This is a genomic window from Pseudomonas sp. R151218B TE3479 (genome assembly GCF_053629195.1).
Window position 1 is genome coordinate 2385699 of the sequence record NZ_JBRJHV010000001.1, and the last position, 18192, is coordinate 2403890.

General features: G+C 61.3%; 17 protein-coding genes. 3 read left to right on the forward strand and 14 right to left on the reverse strand.

The window, feature by feature from the left end:
* Nucleotides 1–431: 431 nt before the first annotated feature.
* Nucleotides 432–1619: a Na+/H+ antiporter NhaA gene (gene nhaA, locus AB7M32_RS10680; RefSeq protein WP_454249870.1), complete on the reverse strand. Its 1188-nt coding sequence runs from the start codon at nt 1617–1619 to the stop codon at nt 432–434.
* A gap of 269 nt (nt 1620–1888) precedes the next feature.
* Here nhaA and AB7M32_RS10685 point away from each other — a divergent pair, with 269 nt between their 5' ends.
* Nucleotides 1889–2983: a PLP-dependent cysteine synthase family protein gene (locus AB7M32_RS10685; protein WP_454249871.1), complete on the forward strand. Its 1095-nt coding sequence runs from the start codon at nt 1889–1891 to the stop codon at nt 2981–2983.
* A gap of 166 nt (nt 2984–3149) precedes the next feature.
* Here AB7M32_RS10685 and AB7M32_RS10690 read toward each other — a convergent pair whose 3' ends face one another.
* From AB7M32_RS10690 to AB7M32_RS10700, 3 genes are all read right to left on the reverse strand, one after another.
* Nucleotides 3150–4763 (reverse strand): NAD(P)/FAD-dependent oxidoreductase, encoded by a 1614-nt coding sequence (locus AB7M32_RS10690; RefSeq protein WP_072409618.1) that lies wholly within the window; start codon nt 4761–4763, stop codon nt 3150–3152.
* A 73-nt stretch (nt 4764–4836) separates the two neighbouring features.
* A complete protein-coding gene (locus AB7M32_RS10695) occupies nt 4837–5511 on the reverse strand; it encodes a COG3650 family protein (RefSeq protein WP_092165973.1) in 675 nt (224 codons plus the stop codon).
* Nucleotides 5512–5572: 61 nt separating this feature from the next.
* Complete coding sequence (locus AB7M32_RS10700; RefSeq protein WP_454249872.1) at nt 5573–6172, reverse strand: short chain dehydrogenase; 600 nt, start codon at nt 6170–6172, stop codon at nt 5573–5575.
* Between the two features lie 104 nt (nt 6173–6276).
* Here AB7M32_RS10700 and AB7M32_RS10705 point away from each other — a divergent pair, with 104 nt between their 5' ends.
* The gene (locus AB7M32_RS10705; protein ID WP_072409622.1) at nt 6277–7191 is read left to right on the forward strand and encodes a LysR family transcriptional regulator; all 915 of its coding nucleotides are present in this window, start codon (nt 6277–6279) and stop codon (nt 7189–7191) included.
* A gap of 133 nt (nt 7192–7324) precedes the next feature.
* On the opposite strand, the gene AB7M32_RS10710 is transcribed toward AB7M32_RS10705, so the two are convergent.
* The 9 genes from AB7M32_RS10710 to AB7M32_RS10750 all read right to left on the reverse strand — a co-directional run bounded on the left by AB7M32_RS10710 (nt 7325) and on the right by AB7M32_RS10750 (nt 14938).
* Nucleotides 7325–7804 carry a DoxX family protein gene (locus AB7M32_RS10710; protein WP_454249873.1) on the reverse strand — a complete coding sequence of 160 codons (480 nt, stop codon included), beginning with the start codon at nt 7802–7804 and terminating at the stop codon, nt 7325–7327.
* Nucleotides 7801–8559, reverse strand: coding sequence for an HvfC/BufC N-terminal domain-containing protein (locus AB7M32_RS10715; protein ID WP_454249874.1), 759 nt, complete (start codon nt 8557–8559; stop codon nt 7801–7803). Before AB7M32_RS10715 ends, AB7M32_RS10710 begins: the two co-directional genes overlap by 4 nt.
* Nucleotides 8556–9425, reverse strand: a complete 870-nt coding sequence (bufB, locus tag AB7M32_RS10720; protein ID WP_454249875.1) for an MNIO family bufferin maturase — start codon at nt 9423–9425, stop codon at nt 8556–8558. The genes AB7M32_RS10715 and bufB overlap by 4 nt, the downstream gene beginning before the upstream one ends.
* 25 nt (nt 9426–9450) lie before the next feature.
* Nucleotides 9451–9756: a BufA1 family periplasmic bufferin-type metallophore gene (locus AB7M32_RS10725; protein ID WP_454249876.1), complete on the reverse strand. Its 306-nt coding sequence runs from the start codon at nt 9754–9756 to the stop codon at nt 9451–9453.
* A 181-nt stretch (nt 9757–9937) separates the two neighbouring features.
* On the reverse strand, nt 9938–10639 hold the full coding sequence (locus tag AB7M32_RS10730) for an ABC transporter ATP-binding protein (protein ID WP_072409624.1): 702 nt from the start codon (nt 10637–10639) through the stop codon (nt 9938–9940).
* On the reverse strand, nt 10640–11407 hold the full coding sequence (livG, locus tag AB7M32_RS10735; RefSeq protein WP_060738896.1) for a high-affinity branched-chain amino acid ABC transporter ATP-binding protein LivG: 768 nt from the start codon (nt 11405–11407) through the stop codon (nt 10640–10642). It abuts the gene before it with no gap.
* Nucleotides 11404–12660, reverse strand: a complete 1257-nt coding sequence (locus tag AB7M32_RS10740) for a high-affinity branched-chain amino acid ABC transporter permease LivM (protein WP_454249877.1) — start codon at nt 12658–12660, stop codon at nt 11404–11406. Before AB7M32_RS10740 ends, livG begins: the two co-directional genes overlap by 4 nt.
* Nucleotides 12657–13580: a high-affinity branched-chain amino acid ABC transporter permease LivH gene (gene livH / locus AB7M32_RS10745; protein WP_014336891.1), complete on the reverse strand. Its 924-nt coding sequence runs from the start codon at nt 13578–13580 to the stop codon at nt 12657–12659. The genes AB7M32_RS10740 and livH overlap by 4 nt, the downstream gene beginning before the upstream one ends.
* A 230-nt stretch (nt 13581–13810) precedes the next feature.
* Nucleotides 13811–14938 (reverse strand): branched-chain amino acid ABC transporter substrate-binding protein, encoded by a 1128-nt coding sequence (locus AB7M32_RS10750; protein ID WP_072409628.1) that lies wholly within the window; start codon nt 14936–14938, stop codon nt 13811–13813.
* Between the two features lie 340 nt (nt 14939–15278).
* On the opposite strand from AB7M32_RS10750, the gene AB7M32_RS10755 reads away from it, so the two are divergent.
* On the forward strand, nt 15279–15584 hold the full coding sequence (locus AB7M32_RS10755; RefSeq protein WP_053119051.1) for a DUF2288 domain-containing protein: 306 nt from the start codon (nt 15279–15281) through the stop codon (nt 15582–15584).
* A 288-nt stretch (nt 15585–15872) separates the two neighbouring features.
* On the opposite strand, the gene AB7M32_RS10760 is transcribed toward AB7M32_RS10755, so the two are convergent.
* Nucleotides 15873–18050 (reverse strand): hypothetical protein, encoded by a 2178-nt coding sequence (locus AB7M32_RS10760; protein WP_072409632.1) that lies wholly within the window; start codon nt 18048–18050, stop codon nt 15873–15875.
* Between the last annotated feature and the right edge of the window lie 142 nt (nt 18051–18192).

An 18192-nucleotide genomic window follows, 5' to 3' on the forward strand; every position in this document is an offset into this window, starting at 1 on the left:
GTTGGGCTGCTGGCCTCATCGCGAGCAAGCTCGCTCCCACAGGAAAAACGCGGTCCCATCAAAAACCAGGTCGGCTGTTAGGCCGCCTCGTGGTGGACGTTGATCTCGGCGCCCCGTTAACCACGCTGGCCGAACGCAGGCATTGTGGAGTGGGCATCCCGGCATGGATGCCGGGATCGCCGCGCTGGGCCATGGATGGCCCTTCGCGGCGGCCCCCGGAGCAATGCCTGCGTTCAGGCACACCGAGCCTAGGCGAGGTGCCGAGTGGTGGGGCATAAAGCGTTTTGGTTACTTTTCGCCGGGCCGCGCAGGCTTTTCAAAAGTGAGCCGCTGTAAGAGCGGAACCGCCAGCCGCCGTTACCGCAGAAACGGATATATACACCATTCCTTAACCTCCCATGGCTCTCAAGACGCTAACGCAGAAGCAAGGATCAGCCAGGCAATGCAGGCTGCTTGCGACTGGCCGCCGCCGTCACCGCATAACCGAGCAACGCCGCCAGGATCGAGCCGGTGAGGATCCCCATCCGGTCCATGCCCGCGTAGTCACTTACGCCAGGCTCGAACGCCAGGGAACCAACGAACAGGCTCATGGTGAAACCAATCCCGCACAGGATTGCCACGCCCAGGACCTGGCCCCAATTGGCGCCGGCGGGCAGGCTGGCGATGCCGATTTTCACGGCCAGCCAGGTCAGGCCGAAGACGCCGACGGTCTTGCCCAGCAACAGGCCGATGGCGATGCCCATCGGCACGTGATGGGTGAAGCTCTCGACGGTGACGCCGCTCAGGGAGAGGCCGGCGTTGGCGAAGGCGAACAGCGGCAGGATGCCATAGGCCACCCAGGGATGCAGGGCATGTTCCAAGGTGAGCAGCGGCGAAGTCTCGGCGTTTTTCGTGCGCAGCGGGATGCAGAACGCCAGGGTTACCCCCGCCAACGTGGCATGGACACCGCTCTTGAGCACGCAGACCCAGAGGATCAGGCCCACCACCATGTAGGGCCCGAGCTTGACTACGCCCATCCGGTTCATCGCCACCAGCGTGGCGATGCAGGCGGCTGCCAGCATGAGCGACACGGTCGACAGGGCGCCGGAATAGAAGATGGCGATGATGATAATGGCGCCCAGGTCATCGATGATCGCCAGGGTCATCAGGAACAGTTTGAGCGACACCGGCACCCGCTTGCCGAGCAAGGCCAGCACGCCGAGGGCGAACGCGATGTCGGTGGCCGTCGGAATCGCCCAGCCGGCGAGGGCGGCCGGGTTGTCGCGGTTGAGAAACCAGTAGATCAGCGCCGGCACCACCATGCCGCCAATCGCCGCCGCGCCCGGCAAGACGATTTGCGACGGCTTTGATAGTTGCCCGTCGAGTACTTCACGTTTGACTTCGAGACCGATGAGCAGGAAGAACATCGCCATCAGGCCGTCGTTGATCCACAGCAGCAGGGGTTTGGCGATCTTCAGAGCGCCCACCTGGGCGACCACCGGGGTATCCAGCAGGCCGTTATACAACCAGGACAGCGGTGAATTGTTGATGACCAGGGCCAGTACGGCGGCGGCGATCAGCAGCAGGCCGCTGGCAGCCTCCAGTTGGAAAAAACGTGTCAGAGAATTGCGTAGAGCCACGATCGCTCTCCATGTATCGAATCAAAAAGATGGCACACCCTAACCCGTACTGTTAGTTGTTAAAACAAAAGTTATATTCTTTTTTGTTATATGTCGTTACAAGGCCTACGCCGCGTAGTCGGCAGTTACGGGTCATATTGGACCTTAGCTGTACCTGTGCGTGATGTCGGTTTTTTCCTAAGCTGGCGTCTGGTTTTTCCGAACTCCAGCCGTGGCTGCACGGTCGCGTGATCTCCCCACGCCGAACACGATCAGTGAGCAAACACACCATGAACGACCACCGCCAGTGGGCCCGTGAAGCGATCCGCATCATCGAAGCAGACTTCCAGCGCAGCGCCGATACCCACCTGATTCCGCTGCCGCTGCCTGGCCTGCCGGGCATTGAGCTGTACTTCAAGGATGAGTCCAGTCATCCCACCGGCAGCCTCAAGCATCGGTTGGCCCGCTCGCTGTTTCTCTATGCATTGTGTAATGGCTGGCTCAAGCCCGGTGCGCCGGTGATCGAGGCCTCCAGCGGCTCGACGGCGATTTCCGAGGCTTACTTCGCCAGGTTGCTGGGCCTGCCGTTCATTGCGGTGATGCCGGCGACCACCTCCAGAGAAAAAATCGCACAGATCGCTTTCTATGGCGGCCAAAGCCACCTGGTGGCTGATCCTACGCAGATCTACGCCGAATCCGAGCGCCTGGCCCGCGAGCATGACGGGCATTTCATCGACCAATTCACCTATGCCGAGCGGGCCACGGACTGGCGGGCCAATAACAACATTGCCGAATCGATCTTCCAGCAGATGCGCTTCGAGCGGCATCCGGAGCCCTCATGGCTGATCTCCAGCCCCGGCACCGGCGGTACCACGGCCACCCTGGGACGCTATGTCCGTTACCGCCAGCACGGCACCCGCGTGCTGTGTGCCGACGCCGAGCGTTCGGTGTTCTTCGATTACTACCGCACTGGCGACGCCAGCCTGCGCCTGGATTGCGGTTCACGCATCGAGGGTATCGGCCGGCCGCGAGTCGAAGCGTCGTTCCTGCCGAAAGTCATCGATGCGATGGTCAAGGTGCCGGACGCTTTATCGCTGGCGGCCATGCATTATCTGGCCGAGCGCCTGGGACGACGGGTCGGCGGGTCCAGCGGCACCAACCTGATCGGCGCGCTCATGGCGGCCCGGCAGATGGTAGATGCGGGGGAGTCGGGGTCGATCGTGGCGATCTTGTGTGACGGCGGCGAGCGCTATGCCACGACCTATTACGATCCGGCCTGGCTCAAGGCCCAAGGCTATGAGCTGAGCGGGCTGATGGACATCGTGGCGGCGAGTGTGGAGCGGGGCGAGGCACTGCCAGAGAGTGTGTTGCGGGCCAATATCTGAATCTTGAACCCTGAGATCCCCTGTGGGAGCGAGCTTGCTCGCGATAGCGGTGGATCAGTCAACATCTGTGTTGAATGCCAGGCCGCCATCGCGAGCAAGCTCGCTCCCACAGGGTAAAGCTGTTTACTTGGGCCTGTGGCTGCCTTGAGTGAACAGCTGTGTCCCCTCAGGCCTCGAGGCCAAGGATATCCCGCGCCACCGCCTCGGCAATCCGGATCCCGTCCACCCCCGCTGACAGAATCCCGCCCGCATAACCGGCGCCTTCACCCGCCGGGAACAGGCCCTTGACGTTCAGGCTCTGCAGCGATTCGTTGCGGGTGATGCGCAGGGGCGACGAGGTGCGGGTTTCGATGCCGGTCAGCACGGCGTCGTGCAGCGAGTAGCCGCGAATCTGTTTCTCGAACGCCGGCAAGGCTTCGCGGATGGCTTCGATGGCGAAGTCCGGCAAGGCCAGGGCCAGATCACCCAGGGACACCCCAGGCTTGTAGGAAGGTTCGACGCTGCCCAGTGCCGTAGACGGCTTGCCGGCGATGAAATCGCCCACTAGTTGCGCCGGGGCCTCGTAGTTGCTGCCGCCGAGCACGAACGCGTGGGATTCCAGGCGTTCCTGCAACTCGATACCGGCCAGCGGGCCACCCGGATAATCCACTTCCGGGGTGATGCCGACGACGATGCCAGAGTTGGCGTTGCGCTCATTACGCGAATACTGGCTCATGCCGTTGGTGACGACGCGGTTCGGCTCGGACGTCGCCGCTACCACGGTGCCGCCCGGGCACATGCAGAAGCTGTACACCGAGCGACCATTCTTGGCGTGGTGCACCAGTTTGTAGTCGGCGGCGCCAAGTTTCGGATGGCCGGCGTACTTGCCCAGGCGCGCGCTGTCGATCAGCGATTGCGGGTGTTCGATGCGGAAACCCACCGAGAACGGCTTGGCTTCCATATACACGCCACGGCTGTGGAGCATACGGAACGTGTCCCGGGCGCTGTGGCCAAGGGCCAGGATCACGTGTTTCGAATGAATGCGTTCACCGCCGGCCAATTCGACGCCGACCAGTTGGCCGTCCTCGATCAGCACATCGGTGACCCGCTGCTGGAAGCGTACTTCGCCGCCCAGGGCGCGAATCTGCTCACGCATGGTTTCCACCACGCCTGTCAGGCGGAACGTGCCGATGTGCGGCTTGCTGACGTAGAGGATTTCTTCCGGCGCCCCGGCCTTGACGAATTCGTGCAGGACCTTGCGGCCAAGGAATTTCGGATCCTTGATCTGGCTGTAGAGCTTGCCGTCGGAAAACGTCCCTGCGCCGCCTTCACCGAACTGCACATTGGACTCGGGGTTGAGCACACTTTTGCGCCACAGGCCCCAGGTGTCCTTGGTGCGCTGGCGCACTTCGGGGCCACGTTCGAGAATGATCGGCTTGAAACCCATCTGTGCCAGCAACAGGGCGGCGAAAATCCCGCACGGGCCGAAGCCGACCACGATCGGCCGCTCGCTCAAGTCGGCCGGTGCCTGGCCCACCACTTTGTAGCTGATATCCGGCGCTTCGTTGACGTTACGGTCATCGGCGAACTTGCGCAGCAGGCTGGCTTCATCGCGCACCGTCAGGTCGATGGTGTAGATAAAGCACAGTTCGGAGGATTTCTTGCGCGCATCGTAGCTGCGCTTGAACAGGGTGAAGTCGAGCAGGTCATCGCTGGCGATGCCCAGGCGCTGCACGATGGCAGGGCGCAGGTCTTCTTCGGGGTGATCGATTGGCAGCTTGAGTTCGGTGATTCGTAACATGGCGGGGTCCGGTTCGCGGGATGCACAACTGCACCAGGGCGTGAACCGGCGATTATAAGCCAAAAGCTGTGAATCAGTCGTCGCGCGCGCCACCGAAGTAGGCGCAGCCGCGTTGGACCTGGCCATTGACCCGTAGCTCGGCGCTCATGTGTTGCACGCTGTCGCTGACGCTGTCGACGCAACGGGCAGGTGTGACCCACAGCTCGACTTTCTGGCCGTTGGCCTCGGTGCCCAAGTTGAAGCGGCCATCGCCCAATTGTTCCTCGACGTAAGGCACCGCCAGCGGCGGCTGGCCTTCACGGTCCAGCACCAGGCCCTTGCCACTGGCCTTGAGCGTCCATTCCGGGCTGTGTCCCGCGGCGCGCAGGATCACCCGTTTGAAGTCGACGTCTTCGCAAGCCGTTCCCGAGCGTTCCAGGCGATACAGCTGTTCAACGTCCAACTGACTGTCGGTGCCGGCCGCTGCGCTGGAAACGATACGGCCACGTACATCGGCAAACAGCTTGCCCTGGTCGTCGGCCAGGCTGGCGGCCTGTTGCAGCACACTGGTGCCACCGCTGTCGTTGACGATGTAGCGGCGCTGTTCCTGGCACGGCTGGAACACCAGTTTGCCATCGGCCGCCGTGAGTTCGCCCTGCAGGCGTGTCTGGCCGGCGTGGGAGGCGCTCTGACGTGGGGTGTCGAGCAATTGGCAGCCGGTGAACAGCGGCAGGAGGGCGACAAACAGCAGGGAGCGGGCGGCACGCATCATTGGGTCTCCAGACAAGTGCCGCCACGTTACTCAGACTGATCCTGCACCACAAGGGGTGTTAGCCCACGTGAAAGGTCTGACCGGTTTGCATACCTTCGACGCTCTTGGCGTAGGCCAATGCTACATCCACTGCGGGGACGGGTTTGAAGCCGCGGAAATAGGGCGCGTATTTGTCCATGGCTTCCAGCAGCACGTTCGGGCTCACCGAGTTGACCCGCATGCCCCGTGGCAACTCGATTGCCGCGGCGCGCACGAAACTGTCCAGGGCGCCGTTGACCAGGGCCGCCGAAGCACCGCTCTTGATCGGGTCGTGGCTGAGCACGCCGGTGGTGAAGGTGAAGGAGGCGCCGTCATTGGCGAATTCGCGTCCGATCAGCAGCAGGTTGACCTGGCCCATCAGCTTGTCTTTCAAGCCCAGGGCAAAGCTGTCTTCGGTCATGTCGGCCAGGGGCGCAAAGGTGACGTTACCGGCGGCGCAGACCAGGGCGTCAAAACGGCCAGCCTTCTCGAACAGGGCGCGAATCGAGGCGCTGTCGCTGATATCCACCTGCAATTCACCACTGTGGCGGCCGATCCGAACGATTTCGTGGCGGGACGACAGTTCTTTAGCAATGGCCGAACCGATGGTGCCGTTGGCGCCGATCAACAGGATTTTCATGAGCTGTTCCTTAGTGGGTTGAACGAGTTTTCAGTCTAGAGGGGTTCTTTCCACTGATAATCGTGCTAATAGGCAACCTTTGGTTTTCATTTGGAAACAGTCCGATGAGCGAAATGGATGACCTGGCGGCGTTTGCCGTGTTGATGGAGGCCGGTAGTTTTACCTTGGCGGCCCAGCAATTGGGGTGCAGCAAGGGCCAGTTGTCCAAGCGCATCAGCCTGTTGGAGAGCCGGTTTTCGGTGGTGTTGCTGCAACGCACTACACGGCGCTTGAGCCTCACGGCGGCCGGGGCGGCGTTGTTGCCTCAGGCCCAGGCGCTGTTGGTGCAGGTGGAAAGGGCGCGTCAGGCATTGGCTCGGTTGAAGGATGACATTTCCGGGCCGGTGCGTATGACGGTTCCGGTTTCGTTGGGTGAAACCTTCTTCGAGGGCTTGCTGATGGAGTTCGCTCGCACGTATCCCAACGTGCAGATCGAACTGGAGCTCAACAACGGCTACCGTGACTTGAGCCGCGATGGTTTCGACCTGGCGATCCGTTCCGACGCCGCCATCGATGAACGGCTGGTGGCCCGGCCGTTGTTGGCGTGGCACGAAATGACCTGCGCCAGCCCGGCCTACCTTGAACACTATGGCGAGCCTGAGACGCCCCAGGCCCTGGCCGAGCACCGCTGTTTGCTCAACAGCCACTACAGCGGCCGGGAAGAATGGCTTTACCATCAACAACACGAACTGTTGCGGGTCCGAGTGTCGGGGCCGTTCGCCAGCAATCACTACAGCCTGCTGAAAAAAGCCGCCCTGGCCGGTGCCGGAATCGCCCGGCTGCCGTCGTACCTGCTGCATGAAGAGTTGGCTGACGGACGCCTGCATTGGCTGCTGCGCGACTACCAGACCCGGCGCATGCCGATGTACCTGGTGCACCCGTACCAGGGCGGCCTGCCCAAGCGCACCCAGGTGCTGGCCGACTACTTGATCGACTGGTTCAAGCGCAGCGGCGAGGCGTTGGATCGGCTACAGCGATAACCCGGTCATTGTTACGCCTTGTGGGAGCGGGCTTGCTCGCGAAGGCGGTGGTACATCCGGTATTTGTGCAAGCTGACCCACCGCTATCGCGAGCAAGCTCGCTCCCACAGAGGATCTGTGAGGGGATCTGTGTTCAGTCGTGGGCGTAACGCTTGGCGATCAGGTGATCGATCGACAACACCCCAGGTCCACGGGCCATCAGGTAGAGCAAGACCGCCGCCCAGGTGCCATGGGTCGGGTAGGCGTCCGGGTAGACGAACACCTGGATGGTCACGGTCATGCCCAGCAAGGCCAGCGCTGAAAAGCGTGTCGCCAGGCCAAACAGAAGCAGTACCGGGAATACATGCTCGGCAGAGGCCGCCAGGTGCGCGGCCAGTTCCGGTGACAGCAGCGGCAGGGCGTATTCGCTTTTGAACAGTGGAATGGTCGAGTCCGCCAGCCGCGGCAGGCCGATCTGGAAGGTGCCGTCGAACAGGTCGATGGCCAGTCCTTCGATTTTGGTCTGGCCGGATTTCCAGAACACCGCGGCAATCGAGAAGCGTGCGACGAAGGCAATCAGGCTGTGGGGGATTTTCTCCAGCCATTGAATGAAACCGGCAATCAGGGCGTTCATGGGGATACCTGTTCGGCTAGGAGATGGGTGATGGCCTGGTGGCGGATGAGCCCCGCCAGGGTGTGTTCCAGGTCAAGATCGATTGAGGCCTCGATGGCAGCCTTCAGGGAAAACCCTTGTTGCAGAGCTGCGATGAACCCATGGGCAGCGCGACTGATCGCAAACACCTCCACGTCCAGGCCGTTGCGCAGCACCAAGGCGTTTTGCGCGGGAAACGTTTCGAACGGTACGGGTGCCTGGTGCTGATGGGCGGCCCAGATCGTCACCACGGCGTAGGGGGATTGCAGCAGCCGCAGTGACGGGTGAAGCCCGATCCTCAGGTGCCCCGCCAGCGTGGGCGACGACAGCGCCGCCACGATTCGTTCTTGCGCCATGGGCTCGGCGTCGGCGGCATGCCAGGCTTGCACATGCAGTCGCTCCAGCCGAGCGACGTCCGCCAGGTAAGGCACGCTGGCGGCGGGTTCAAAGTGCTCGACGAACTCGGCAAAGTCGCCCCCGTAGTCGTTCATCACCGGGCTGCGCGGCGGCGTCGATTGGACATAGACTCCGGCCATGGCCCGGAAGAATGCCTCGCCCACCAGTTGCGCCACCACCGGATAGTTGTCGGCCAGGGCATTGATCAATGAGCTGAGCACGTTGTTGCGGTACACCGCGAAACGGCTTTCCGGGGCCGCCCCATTGTCGCTGACCAGGCCGGGCGGACACGCCTTGCGCGGGTCGAGCAGGGCGACGGCAAATGCGTGCTGGTTGCTCATGGCCGGACTCCAGCGGCGCTCAACAGTTGATCGGCCTGGCGTGCTTCGGCCAGCAGCACCTCCCATGCAGGAACGTGGTTGTCGCGTTCGATCAAGGTGGCGACCGGCCCGGTCCGCGCCAGAGCCTGGAGATACAATTGCCAGACCGCATGGTCGACGGGGGCGCCGTGATCGTCTATCAACAGGCGCTCGCCGAGGCTGTCGGAATCTTCGGCAAAGCCGGCCAGGTGAATTTCGCCGGTCGCTTGCAGAGGCAGGGCGTCGAGGTAGGCCAATGGATCGCGGCAGTGGTTGACGCACGAAACGTAGACGTTGTTCACATCCAGCAGCAGGCCGCAGCCGGTGCGACGGATCACTTCGCTCATGAACTGTGGCTCGTCGAAGGTCGAGGTTGCAAAGGCCAGGTAGGTGGCCGGGTTTTCCAGTAACAGCGTGCGCTTGAGGCTGGACTGCACCTGGTCGACGTGTTCGCAGACCCGGTCGAGGGTTGCTGCGTCATAGGCCAGGGGGAGCAAGTCATTGAGGAACACCGGGCCGTGGCTGGACCAGGCCAGGTGTTCGGAAAAGGATTGGGGCTGATAGCGTTCGATCAAGGCAGCCAGGCGCTGCACATGCGCGACATCCAGCGGCCCCTCCCCACCGATCGACAGGCCGACGCCGTGCAGCGACAGCGGGTACTGTTCGCGTATCAGCCCCAGGAAGTGATGAAGCGGCCCGCCAGCCACCATGTAGTTTTCCGCGTGCACCTCGAAAAAGCCCAGATCCGGTCGGGTCTGGAGCACCTCACGAAAATGCGCACTCTTGAGCCCCAGCCCTGCCCTTGGCGGCAGCCGGCTATCGGTGGCGAGGGACGGGGTGTTCAACATGGTGGCGGGCCTCAGGCGGATGCGATCAGGACTTGGCTTTGAATGCTTCGAGCTGGCCGAAACCGGTGGGGGAGGTTTTGCTTTCCATGGTGGTGCAAGTGCCTTTCGGGACCGATTTCCAGGCGTTGGCCTGATAGTCCATTTTTGCGGTACCGGCGCAGGTGGTGCCGGCGCCGGCGGCGCAGTCGTTCTTGCCTTTGAGGGCGACGCCGAAGCATTTTTCCATGGTGTCGTCGGCTGCGTGAGCGGTCGAGACGGCAGTCATGCTCAGGGCAGAACCCAGGGCCAGGACCAAGGCAGCGGCGGACAGGGTACGGGTCGAAGCAGTCATGGTGATTCTCCAGTCTTCAGGGAAATGAACCGGCGTTAGCGCCGGTCTGCTGAACTAGAGAAGGGAGGTGGGGAAGTGTTACAGCGGGACCTTATTATTTTTTAGATACGCGTAACCCTGTGGCGAGGGCGGCCCGGGCAAAAAAACGGCCCGAAGGCCGTTTCTTTTACTGCTACAGGACTCAACCGCCCAGATACGCCTCGCGCACTTTCGGGTCGGTCAGCAGCGCTTCACCGGTGCCTTGCATCACCACCCGGCCGTTCTCCAGCACGTACGCCCGGTCGGCGATTTTCAGTGCCTGGTTGGCGTTCTGCTCCACCAGGAACACCGTCACGCCATCCTTGCGCAGTTGCTCGATGATGTCGAAGATCTGCTGGATGATGATCGGTGCCAGGCCCAGGGAAGGCTCGTCGAGCAGCAGCAGCTTGGGTTTGCTCATCAGCGCACGGCCGATGGCGAGCATTTGCTGTTCGCCGCCGGACATGGTGCCGCCGCGCTGGGTAAAGCGTTCTTTCAGGCGTGGGAAAAGGTGCAGGACCTTGTCCATTTGTTCCTGGTAGTCGCCCTTGTCGGTGAAAAATCCGCCCATGGCGAGGTTTTCTTCCACGGTCAGCCGGGCAAATACCCGACGGCCCTCAGGTACCACGGCGATGCTCTTGCGCATGATCTGCGCCGATTCCTGGCCCACCAGTTCCTCACCCATGTAGCGGATGCTGCCGCTGTGGGCCTGGGGCGAACCGCAGAGCGTCATCAGCAGGGTGGATTTGCCGGCACCGTTGGCACCGATCAGCGTGACGATTTCGCCCTGGCGGACTTCGACGTTGACGCTGTGCAGGGCCTGGATCTTGCCGTAGAAGGTGGAAACGTTTTCGAACTGCAGCATTTACGCTTCCCCCAGGTAGGCTTTGATCACTTCAGGATTGTCGCGGATCTGTTCCGGCGTACCGTCGGCCAGGGGCGTGCCCTGGTTGATCACGACGATGTGGTCGGAAATGCTCATGACCAGCTTCATGTCGTGCTCGATCAGCAGCACGGTGACGTTGTGCTCTTCACGCAGCACGCCGATCAGCGCTTTGAGGTCTTCGGTTTCCTTCGGGTTCAGGCCGGCGGCCGGTTCGTCGAGCATGAGGATCCGCGGACGGGTCATCATGCAGCGTGCGATTTCCAGGCGCCGTTGCTGACCGTAGGCCAGGGTGCCGGCGGTACGGTTGGCGAACTCGGTGAGGTTGACCTTGTCCAGCCAGTACTCGGCGTACTCCATGGCCTCGCGTTCGCTTTTGCGGAACGCCGGGGTCTTGAACAGGCCGGCAAAGAAGTTGGTGTTCAAGTGACGATGCTGGGCGATCAACAGGTTCTCGACCGCCGTCATGTCCTTGAACAGCCGCACGTTCTGGAAGGTGCGCACCACACCCTTGCGGGCGATGTGGTGGCCGGGCAGGCCCTGGATCGGCTCGCCGTCCAGCAGGATGGTGCCGCCGGTGGGCTGGTAGAAGCCGGTCAGGCAGTTGAACACGGTGGTCTTGCCCGCGCCGTTCGGCCCGATCAGGGCAACCACTTGCTTCTCTTTCACGGTCAGGGCCACGCCGTTGACCGCCAGCAAACCGCCAAAGCGCATGCTCAAGTTTTCGACTTTCAGGATCTCGCGGCTCATTTGCGCAGCTCCATGTGGGGGCGTTGCATAGGCAGCAGACCTTGAGGACGCCAGATCATCATCAGCACCATCAAGGCGCCGAACATCAACATGCGGTACTCGCTGAATTCACGCATCATTTCCGGCAGCAGGATCATCACGATCGCCGCCAGGATCACGCCCAACTGCGAGCCCATCCCGCCCAGCACCACGATGGCGAGGATGATTGCCGACTCGATGAAGGTGAAGGATTCCGGCGTCACCAGGCCTTGGCGAGCGGCGAAGAAGCTGCCGGCAAAACCGGCGAACGCAGCGCCGAGGGTAAAGGCCGACAGTTTGATCACGGTTGGGTTGAGACCCAGGGCACGGCAGGCGATTTCGTCTTCACGCAGTGCCTCCCAGGCGCGACCGATCGGCATGCGCAGCAAGCGGTTGATGACGAACAGCGCGGCCAGGGCCAGCAACAGGGCAACCAGGTAGAGGAAAATCACCTTGTTGATCGAGTTGTATTCCAGGCCGAAGTACTCGTGGAAGGTTTGCAGGCCTTCGGCGGCTTTACGTTCGAAGGTCAGGCCGAAGAACGTCGGCTTCTCGATGTTGCTGATGCCGTTCGGGCCGCCGGTGATGTCGGTCAGGTTGCGCAGGAACAGCCGGATGATCTCGCCAAAGCCCAGGGTCACGATCGCCAGGTAGTCGCCGCGCAAGCGCAGGACCGGGAAACCCAGCAGGAAACCGAAGGTGGCGGCCATCATCCCGGCGATGGGCAGGCAGATCCAGAAGCTCAGGCCGAAGTAGTGGGACAGCAGCGCATAGCTGTAGGCGCCGACGGCGTAGAAGCCGACGTAACCCAGGTCCAGCAGGCCGGCCAGGCCTACGACGATGTTCAGGCCCAGGCCCAGCATCACGTAGATCAGGATCAGCGTGGCGATGTCCACCGCGCCGCGAGAGCCGAAGAACGGCCATACCAGGGCCACGACGATCAGGGCCAGCACGATCCAGCGCTGGGTCGACGGCAGGGTCAGGAAGTGGCTGGCCTTGGCCGGGATCACCGGCAGGCCGGGCGAAGACTTCCACGCCGCGCTGATCTGCGTGCTGAACAGCACGCGCACGAACATCAGCAGCGAGCACACGGCGATGGTCGCCAGGATCGCCGGGCTGGTGCCGTGCACTTCCAGGTTGATGCCGACGATGGTCAGTTTAAGACCCAGTACCGGGTAGGCCACGGCCCACACCAGCAGGGCGCTGAAAAGCGCCGATTTGAGATGCCTAGTCATACTTTCTCAACCTCCGGGCGGCCCAGGATGCCGGTCGGCCGGAATAACAGAACCAGAACCAACAAGCCGAACGCCACGACGTCCTTGTACTGGTCGCCGAAGATGTCGGCGCCAAAGGCTTCCGCCACGCCCAGCACCAGCCCGCCGAGCATCGCCCCGGGGATGCTGCCGATGCCGCCCAGTACCGCGGCGGTGAAGGCTTTCAGGCCGACGAGGAAGCCGGCGTTGGGGTTGATCACGCCGTATTGCATGCTCAACAGCACCGCGGCGATGGCCGCCAGGGCCGCACCAATGACGAAGGTCAGGGCGATGATGTTGTTGGTGTTGATGCCCAGCAGGTTGGCCATCTTGATGTCCTCGGCACAGGCGCGACAGGCGCGACCGAGGCGGGAACGGGAGATGAACAGCGTGAGGCCGAGCATGGCGACCAGGGTCACCACGAACACCACGATTTGCATGTAGGAAATCAGCACTTCATGTGCCCCGCCTGGCCCGATGGCAAAGTTGCCCGGGATCAGGTTGGGAATGGATTTGTCCTTGGAGTCTTGCGAAAGCAGTACCGTGTTCTGCAGGAAGATCGACATACCGATGGCGGAAATCAGCGGGATCAGACGGTTGCTGCCGCGCAGGGGGCGGTAGGCAATCCGTTCGATGCTGTAGCCATAGGAACTGGTTACCACGATGCTCGCGATGAACGCCGCGGTCATCAACAGCGGGACACTGTCGAGTCCCATCATGGCCAGCCCGGCGATGGCGATAAACGCCACGTAGGAGCCGATCATGTACACCTCGCCGTGGGCGAAGTTGATCATTCCAATGATGCCGTAGACCATCGTATAGCCGATGGCGATCAGGGCATACGTGCTGCCAACGGTCAGACCGTTAACCAGCTGTTGGAAGAAGTGATAGATGTCAGGCATTACAGCGCTCCTAAAAACCTGATACGCATTTCACTGGTGGAGTCATTTTCCCGCCCGGGCCCCGTGGATCTGCATCCACTTCGAACACGAGGTTTGCCAGCGAACCGCTGATGACGGTTTTGAGATTTTCAGGTGGGGAGACTGGCGGATCACGCCAGCGCGGCCCAATACATTTAAAACAAAGCCCACGGCACGCCGTGGGCTTTATTGGCAGTCAGTCAGGCCAGGCCTTACTGAGGCGAAGCTTCGGTTTTAGGTTTGCCGAAATGCCACTCGTAGACCACGAACTTGAAGTCCTTCAGGTCGCCCTTCGCGTCGAAGCTCAGGTCGCCCGTTGGCGTCTTGAACGTGCCGGCGTGGATGGCTTCAGCCACTTTGCCTGCGTCTTCGCTCTTGGCTGCGGTGATGGCCTGGGCAATCACTTGGACAGCGGAGTAGGACGGGAACACGAACGGACCGCTCGGATCTTCTTTCTTGGCCTTGAACGCGTCAGCCAGGGCAACGTTGGCCGGATCCTGGTCGAAGGATTTCGGCAGGGTCACCAGCAGGCCTTCGGAGGACTCCTTGGCGATTTGCGAGATGGAGTCGTTACCCACGCCTTCCGGACCCATGAACTTGGCCTTCAGGCCTTTTTCCTGGGATTGACGCAGGATCAGGCCCAGCTCCGGGTGGTAGCCGCCGTAGTAGACGAAGTCGACGTTGGCTTGCTTGAGCTTGGCGATCATCGAGGAGAAGTCTTTGTCGCCGGCGTTCACGCCTTCGAAGACGGCCACTTTCACGCCTTTGCCTTCGAGGGTTTTCTTCACGGCGCTGGCGATGCCTTCACCGTACTGCTGCTTGTCGTGCAAGACCGCAACGACCTTTGGCTTGACGTGGTCGGCGATGTAGTTGCCGGCCGCAGGGCCTTGGGCGCTGTCCAGGCCGATGGTGCGGAAGATCATCTTGTAGCCGCGAGCGGTGATGTCCGGGCTGGTAGCCGCCGGGGTGATCATGATCACGCCTTCGTCTTCGTAGATGTCGGAAGCTGGCTGGGTGGAACTGGAGCACAGGTGGCCGACCACGAACTTGACGCCGTCGTTGACGACTTTGTTCGCGACCGCGACCGCTTGTTTTGGATCACAGGCGTCATCGTATTCGACGGCGACGAGCTGCTTGCCGTCGACGCCGCCCTTGGCGTTGATCTGTTCGATGGCCATTTTCGCGCCACTGAACTGCATGTCGCCGTATTGGGCTACAGGGCCGGTCTTCGGGCCGGCGATGGCGATCTTGATGGTGTCGGCGGCAAACGAATGGCTGGCAACCCCGGCCAGAACCATAGCGGCAAACAGTTTGGAAATCTGCTTAGTAGCCTTAGTCATAGTGCTCCACTCATGCTGTTGTAGTTTTTATAGTCCTGGCGCCGTAGCAGCAGAACCGGGTCAGATATCTTGGATACCCTCGCGGAAAATGCCCCCGGCAACTGTACCGGTACAGTGTAGAGCGCCGATTGTTGGCAAGGGAAGCTGGCGCTTGGGGGCAAAACCTGGGGGTGTCGCTTAATTGAAAGAAAAAGACAGAATAGCGGCGGGGCTTGTCCGGTCGTTTCGGCAATCCTTGGCTTTCCTGCGCTTTTCAATCGGTACCGCAATTTGCTACCGGGTTTTTCTGCCAGACCACCGACGTTATCATTCGCGCCGATTTCTTTTCCGGACAGGTCCCATGAATCAAGAACCTAGCACCCTCTATGCCAAGCTGCTTGGAGAAACCGCATCCATCACCTGGAAAGAGCTGGAGCCGTTCTTTGCCAAGGGTGCCCTATTGTGGGTCGATCCGGCACTGGATTTGATCGCCGCCGCCGAGGCCGTTGCCCAGGACGAAGGTACCAAAGTCGCCGCCTGGCTGGCCGCCGACCAGCTCGCCAAGCTGTCTGAAACGCGGGCGCTGGATTTTCTGGAGCGCGATCCGCAGCTTTGGGCGGTGGTGGTTTCGCCGTGGATTATGATCCAGGAAAGGGCGTCGAATTGATCGGTGCGCCAAGTTGGTTCGTGTTTGTGTGTTTGAAAAAGTGTGTAGGTGAGTAGCGTGATGGCACCCTGCCGTGGCGAAACGCCACAGGGCAGGGTGACGTATACGTAACGGGAACAGTTCATGGAGCAGCCTTTGGGCTGCTCAATTGTTTCTGGATGTTGTTCAGGTGCAGGATTCAGGACCGCTATCGCGAGCAAGCTCGCTCCCACAGTGGGCCTGTGTACACAAAACCCTTGTGGGAGCGAGCTTGCTCGCGATCGAGGCGATGCGGTCCCTGCACTAGCCTCAGTAAGTCCTGCCAGTATGGTTATTCAAGGAAATGACCTTGGTCTTGCCAATGCGGTGACGGTAGATCTCGCGCAGGTACTTGATGGATTTCTTCACGCAGTCGCGGGACAGGCGGATGTCGTTGATCGAGACGAACTTGTCCTTGTCACTGATCAGCTCGCGGTACTTCTTCTCGTACATCGGCTTGATCGCGTACCAGTTGGTGTCGAGGATCTTCGCCGGGTTTTCGAACTCGTTGAGCAGGTCGTCGATGCGTGCTTCGTCGAAGTCTTCATTGATGATGAAGTCCAGGATCGAGTTGTCCAGGGTGTCGTCGAATCGGTACGGGGTGCGGGCGAAGCAGCGTTTGATGAAGGCCACGATCAGGGTCAGGAAATCATCCGACAGGCACGGGCTCTTGGCGATCAGGGTGGTCAGCGACAGGTTCGCCGAGGCGCCGATCACCAATGCGTAACGCTTGAGCGTGGTGTTGGGGAACAGGCTGTTGAGGTGGGTCTTGAGCCGGTTCAGGTCCATGTAGGACAGCTTGTAGTCCTTGGGCAAGGAGACGATGGACACCACCGACGAGCAGTTCTTGAAGAAGTGCAGGTCATGCAGGGCCGCGGCGTCGTAGCCGGAATTCTTGTATTGCTCCAGCGAGGCGCGGTAGCGCTTGGATTCGATCGGCAACAGGCTGATGCCTTCGATGGCCTGGGTGACTTTGTTGAAGTGCGGCAGGTCGATGGAGCGGAAGAACAGGTCGTCGATGTTCAGGCGCGGCGGCTCTTTCTCGAATACCTTGAACTTGTCGCCGCTCGGCGCCGGGGTTTCCGGGACGACAGACTCGGCGTAGGCGATTGCCACCGGGCCGGCCAGGCTCATGAACAGGTCGTTGGCGTCCAGGCGAATGGTTTCGCCGATGTCGATGCCGGCACGGCGGAAGTAGTTCTGGTCGTAGTCGGTGGTGACGGCCTGGGCCGTCAGGATGTTGAAGATCTGCTGGGAGATGTACTGGTTGGCGTGCTTTTCCATGGCATTGACATCAATGTTCTGGATGTTGCCGTCATCGCTTTCTTCGGCGTAGCGCATGATGTCGTTGGAGATCAGCATCATCGCGTTCCACGGGCGGATACGGCCCATCACGCTGGCTTCGCTGCTGTCTTCATTGGCGAAGTTGTACGAGAAATCCCATTCTTCCGACAGGTACTTGCACAGCAGGCGCCCGGCGTTGATGTGCAAGGCTTCGGACATTTCGCTGCGGTGGTCGGAAATGTTCGGCAGTACGCAGATGCCGCTGGTGAAGATCGGCTCGAAGACGAAGGAGTGGCCGCTTTTGCTGTCGTGTTCGTCCATCGGCTTGGTGTCGAACGTCTTGTTCATGTACGAGTACTGCTGGGCCAGGCCGAACTCCGAGGCCATGCCCGAACCGGTACCGCCGCCGGCGCTGAAGATCGAGAAGTACAGGCGCGACTGGTTGGCCTTGATGCCGCAGCTGTCGATCAGGTACGAGTGGATCATTTTCCAATCGGGGCTGGAGAAGCGCTGGGTGTCCTTGTTCAGGATGATCTTGGCCAGGTACTGGCCGAGGATCGGCGCGTTACCGGCGCCACCGGCGTGGACTTCCGACAGGTCCATGATTTTCATTTTGCTGTAGTCGCGCAAGAAGCCGCTTTTTTCGCCCTTGCGCGAGAAACGGATGCGCCCGGCGATGTCCTTGTCCAGATCGCCGAGCATCACCAGCGGCTCCACCAGGAATACCGGCTTGCTGGCCTTGCTGGTGCCCAGGCGCAGGTTGTTGCGGATCCATTGTGCGGGGCTGTAGCCCTTGTCGCTGTAGCCTTTGTCTTCGGCGTTGAATTCGTTGAGGTAGAACTTGCGGGCGTTGTACACCAGCTCGGCCACGTCCAGGGCGATGTTGGAGCCGCAGCGACCCAGGCCGATCAGGCACACCGACGGGAACTCCTGCTGGGCGCGGTCGTATTCGTCGTCCACCAGGTGCGGCGGACGCGGGAACACGGTGTCACGCAGGCCGTCGAGGTTATCGAGGATACGGTCGGTGTTGGTTTCGGTGAAATACAGATATTGCTGGGTCGACAGAGGGCGCGGGGGGCTCGACGGCTTCGAGACTTCCGGGCCGTTGGCGGCGGGGCTCAAGGTCAGATCGGATACCGCAGTGGCTGTTTTTTTTGAAGTCATTGTGCGCCATGTGCCTGAACTGGTGGCTCGACGAGTGCGGTCATCGAACGCTCGCGGATGGGAATTCGCGCCTGGGTAAACGCGAAAATCGGTCCAAGCGGTCAGGACTGCGGCCTGAGCAGCGCTCGGGATATTCTTTTTC

Coding starts and splice junctions, on each gene's coding strand:
- AB7M32_RS10730 (WP_072409624.1), bottom strand. CDS start 10,639: ATGCTGCAGTTCGAAAACGTTTCCACCTTCTACGGCAAGATCCAGGCC.
- AB7M32_RS10740 (WP_454249877.1), bottom strand. CDS start 12,660: ATGACTAGGCATCTCAAATCGGCGCTTTTCAGCGCCCTGCTGGTGTGG.
- AB7M32_RS10690 (WP_072409618.1), bottom strand. CDS start 4,763: ATGTTACGAATCACCGAACTCAAGCTGCCAATCGATCACCCCGAAGAA.
- AB7M32_RS10750 (WP_072409628.1), bottom strand. CDS start 14,938: ATGACTAAGGCTACTAAGCAGATTTCCAAACTGTTTGCCGCTATGGTT.
- AB7M32_RS10705 (WP_072409622.1), top strand. CDS start 6,277: ATGAGCGAAATGGATGACCTGGCGGCGTTTGCCGTGTTGATGGAGGCC.
- AB7M32_RS10685 (WP_454249871.1), top strand. CDS start 1,889: ATGAACGACCACCGCCAGTGGGCCCGTGAAGCGATCCGCATCATCGAA.
- AB7M32_RS10710 (WP_454249873.1), bottom strand. CDS start 7,804: ATGAACGCCCTGATTGCCGGTTTCATTCAATGGCTGGAGAAAATCCCC.
- AB7M32_RS10700 (WP_454249872.1), bottom strand. CDS start 6,172: ATGAAAATCCTGTTGATCGGCGCCAACGGCACCATCGGTTCGGCCATT.
- AB7M32_RS10695 (WP_092165973.1), bottom strand. CDS start 5,511: ATGCGTGCCGCCCGCTCCCTGCTGTTTGTCGCCCTCCTGCCGCTGTTC.
- AB7M32_RS10725 (WP_454249876.1), bottom strand. CDS start 9,756: ATGACTGCTTCGACCCGTACCCTGTCCGCCGCTGCCTTGGTCCTGGCC.
- bufB (WP_454249875.1), bottom strand. CDS start 9,425: ATGTTGAACACCCCGTCCCTCGCCACCGATAGCCGGCTGCCGCCAAGG.
- livG (WP_060738896.1), bottom strand. CDS start 11,407: ATGAGCCGCGAGATCCTGAAAGTCGAAAACTTGAGCATGCGCTTTGGC.
- AB7M32_RS10755 (WP_053119051.1), top strand. CDS start 15,279: ATGAATCAAGAACCTAGCACCCTCTATGCCAAGCTGCTTGGAGAAACC.
- AB7M32_RS10715 (WP_454249874.1), bottom strand. CDS start 8,559: ATGAGCAACCAGCACGCATTTGCCGTCGCCCTGCTCGACCCGCGCAAG.
- AB7M32_RS10760 (WP_072409632.1), bottom strand. CDS start 18,050: ATGACTTCAAAAAAAACAGCCACTGCGGTATCCGATCTGACCTTGAGC.
- livH (WP_014336891.1), bottom strand. CDS start 13,580: ATGCCTGACATCTATCACTTCTTCCAACAGCTGGTTAACGGTCTGACC.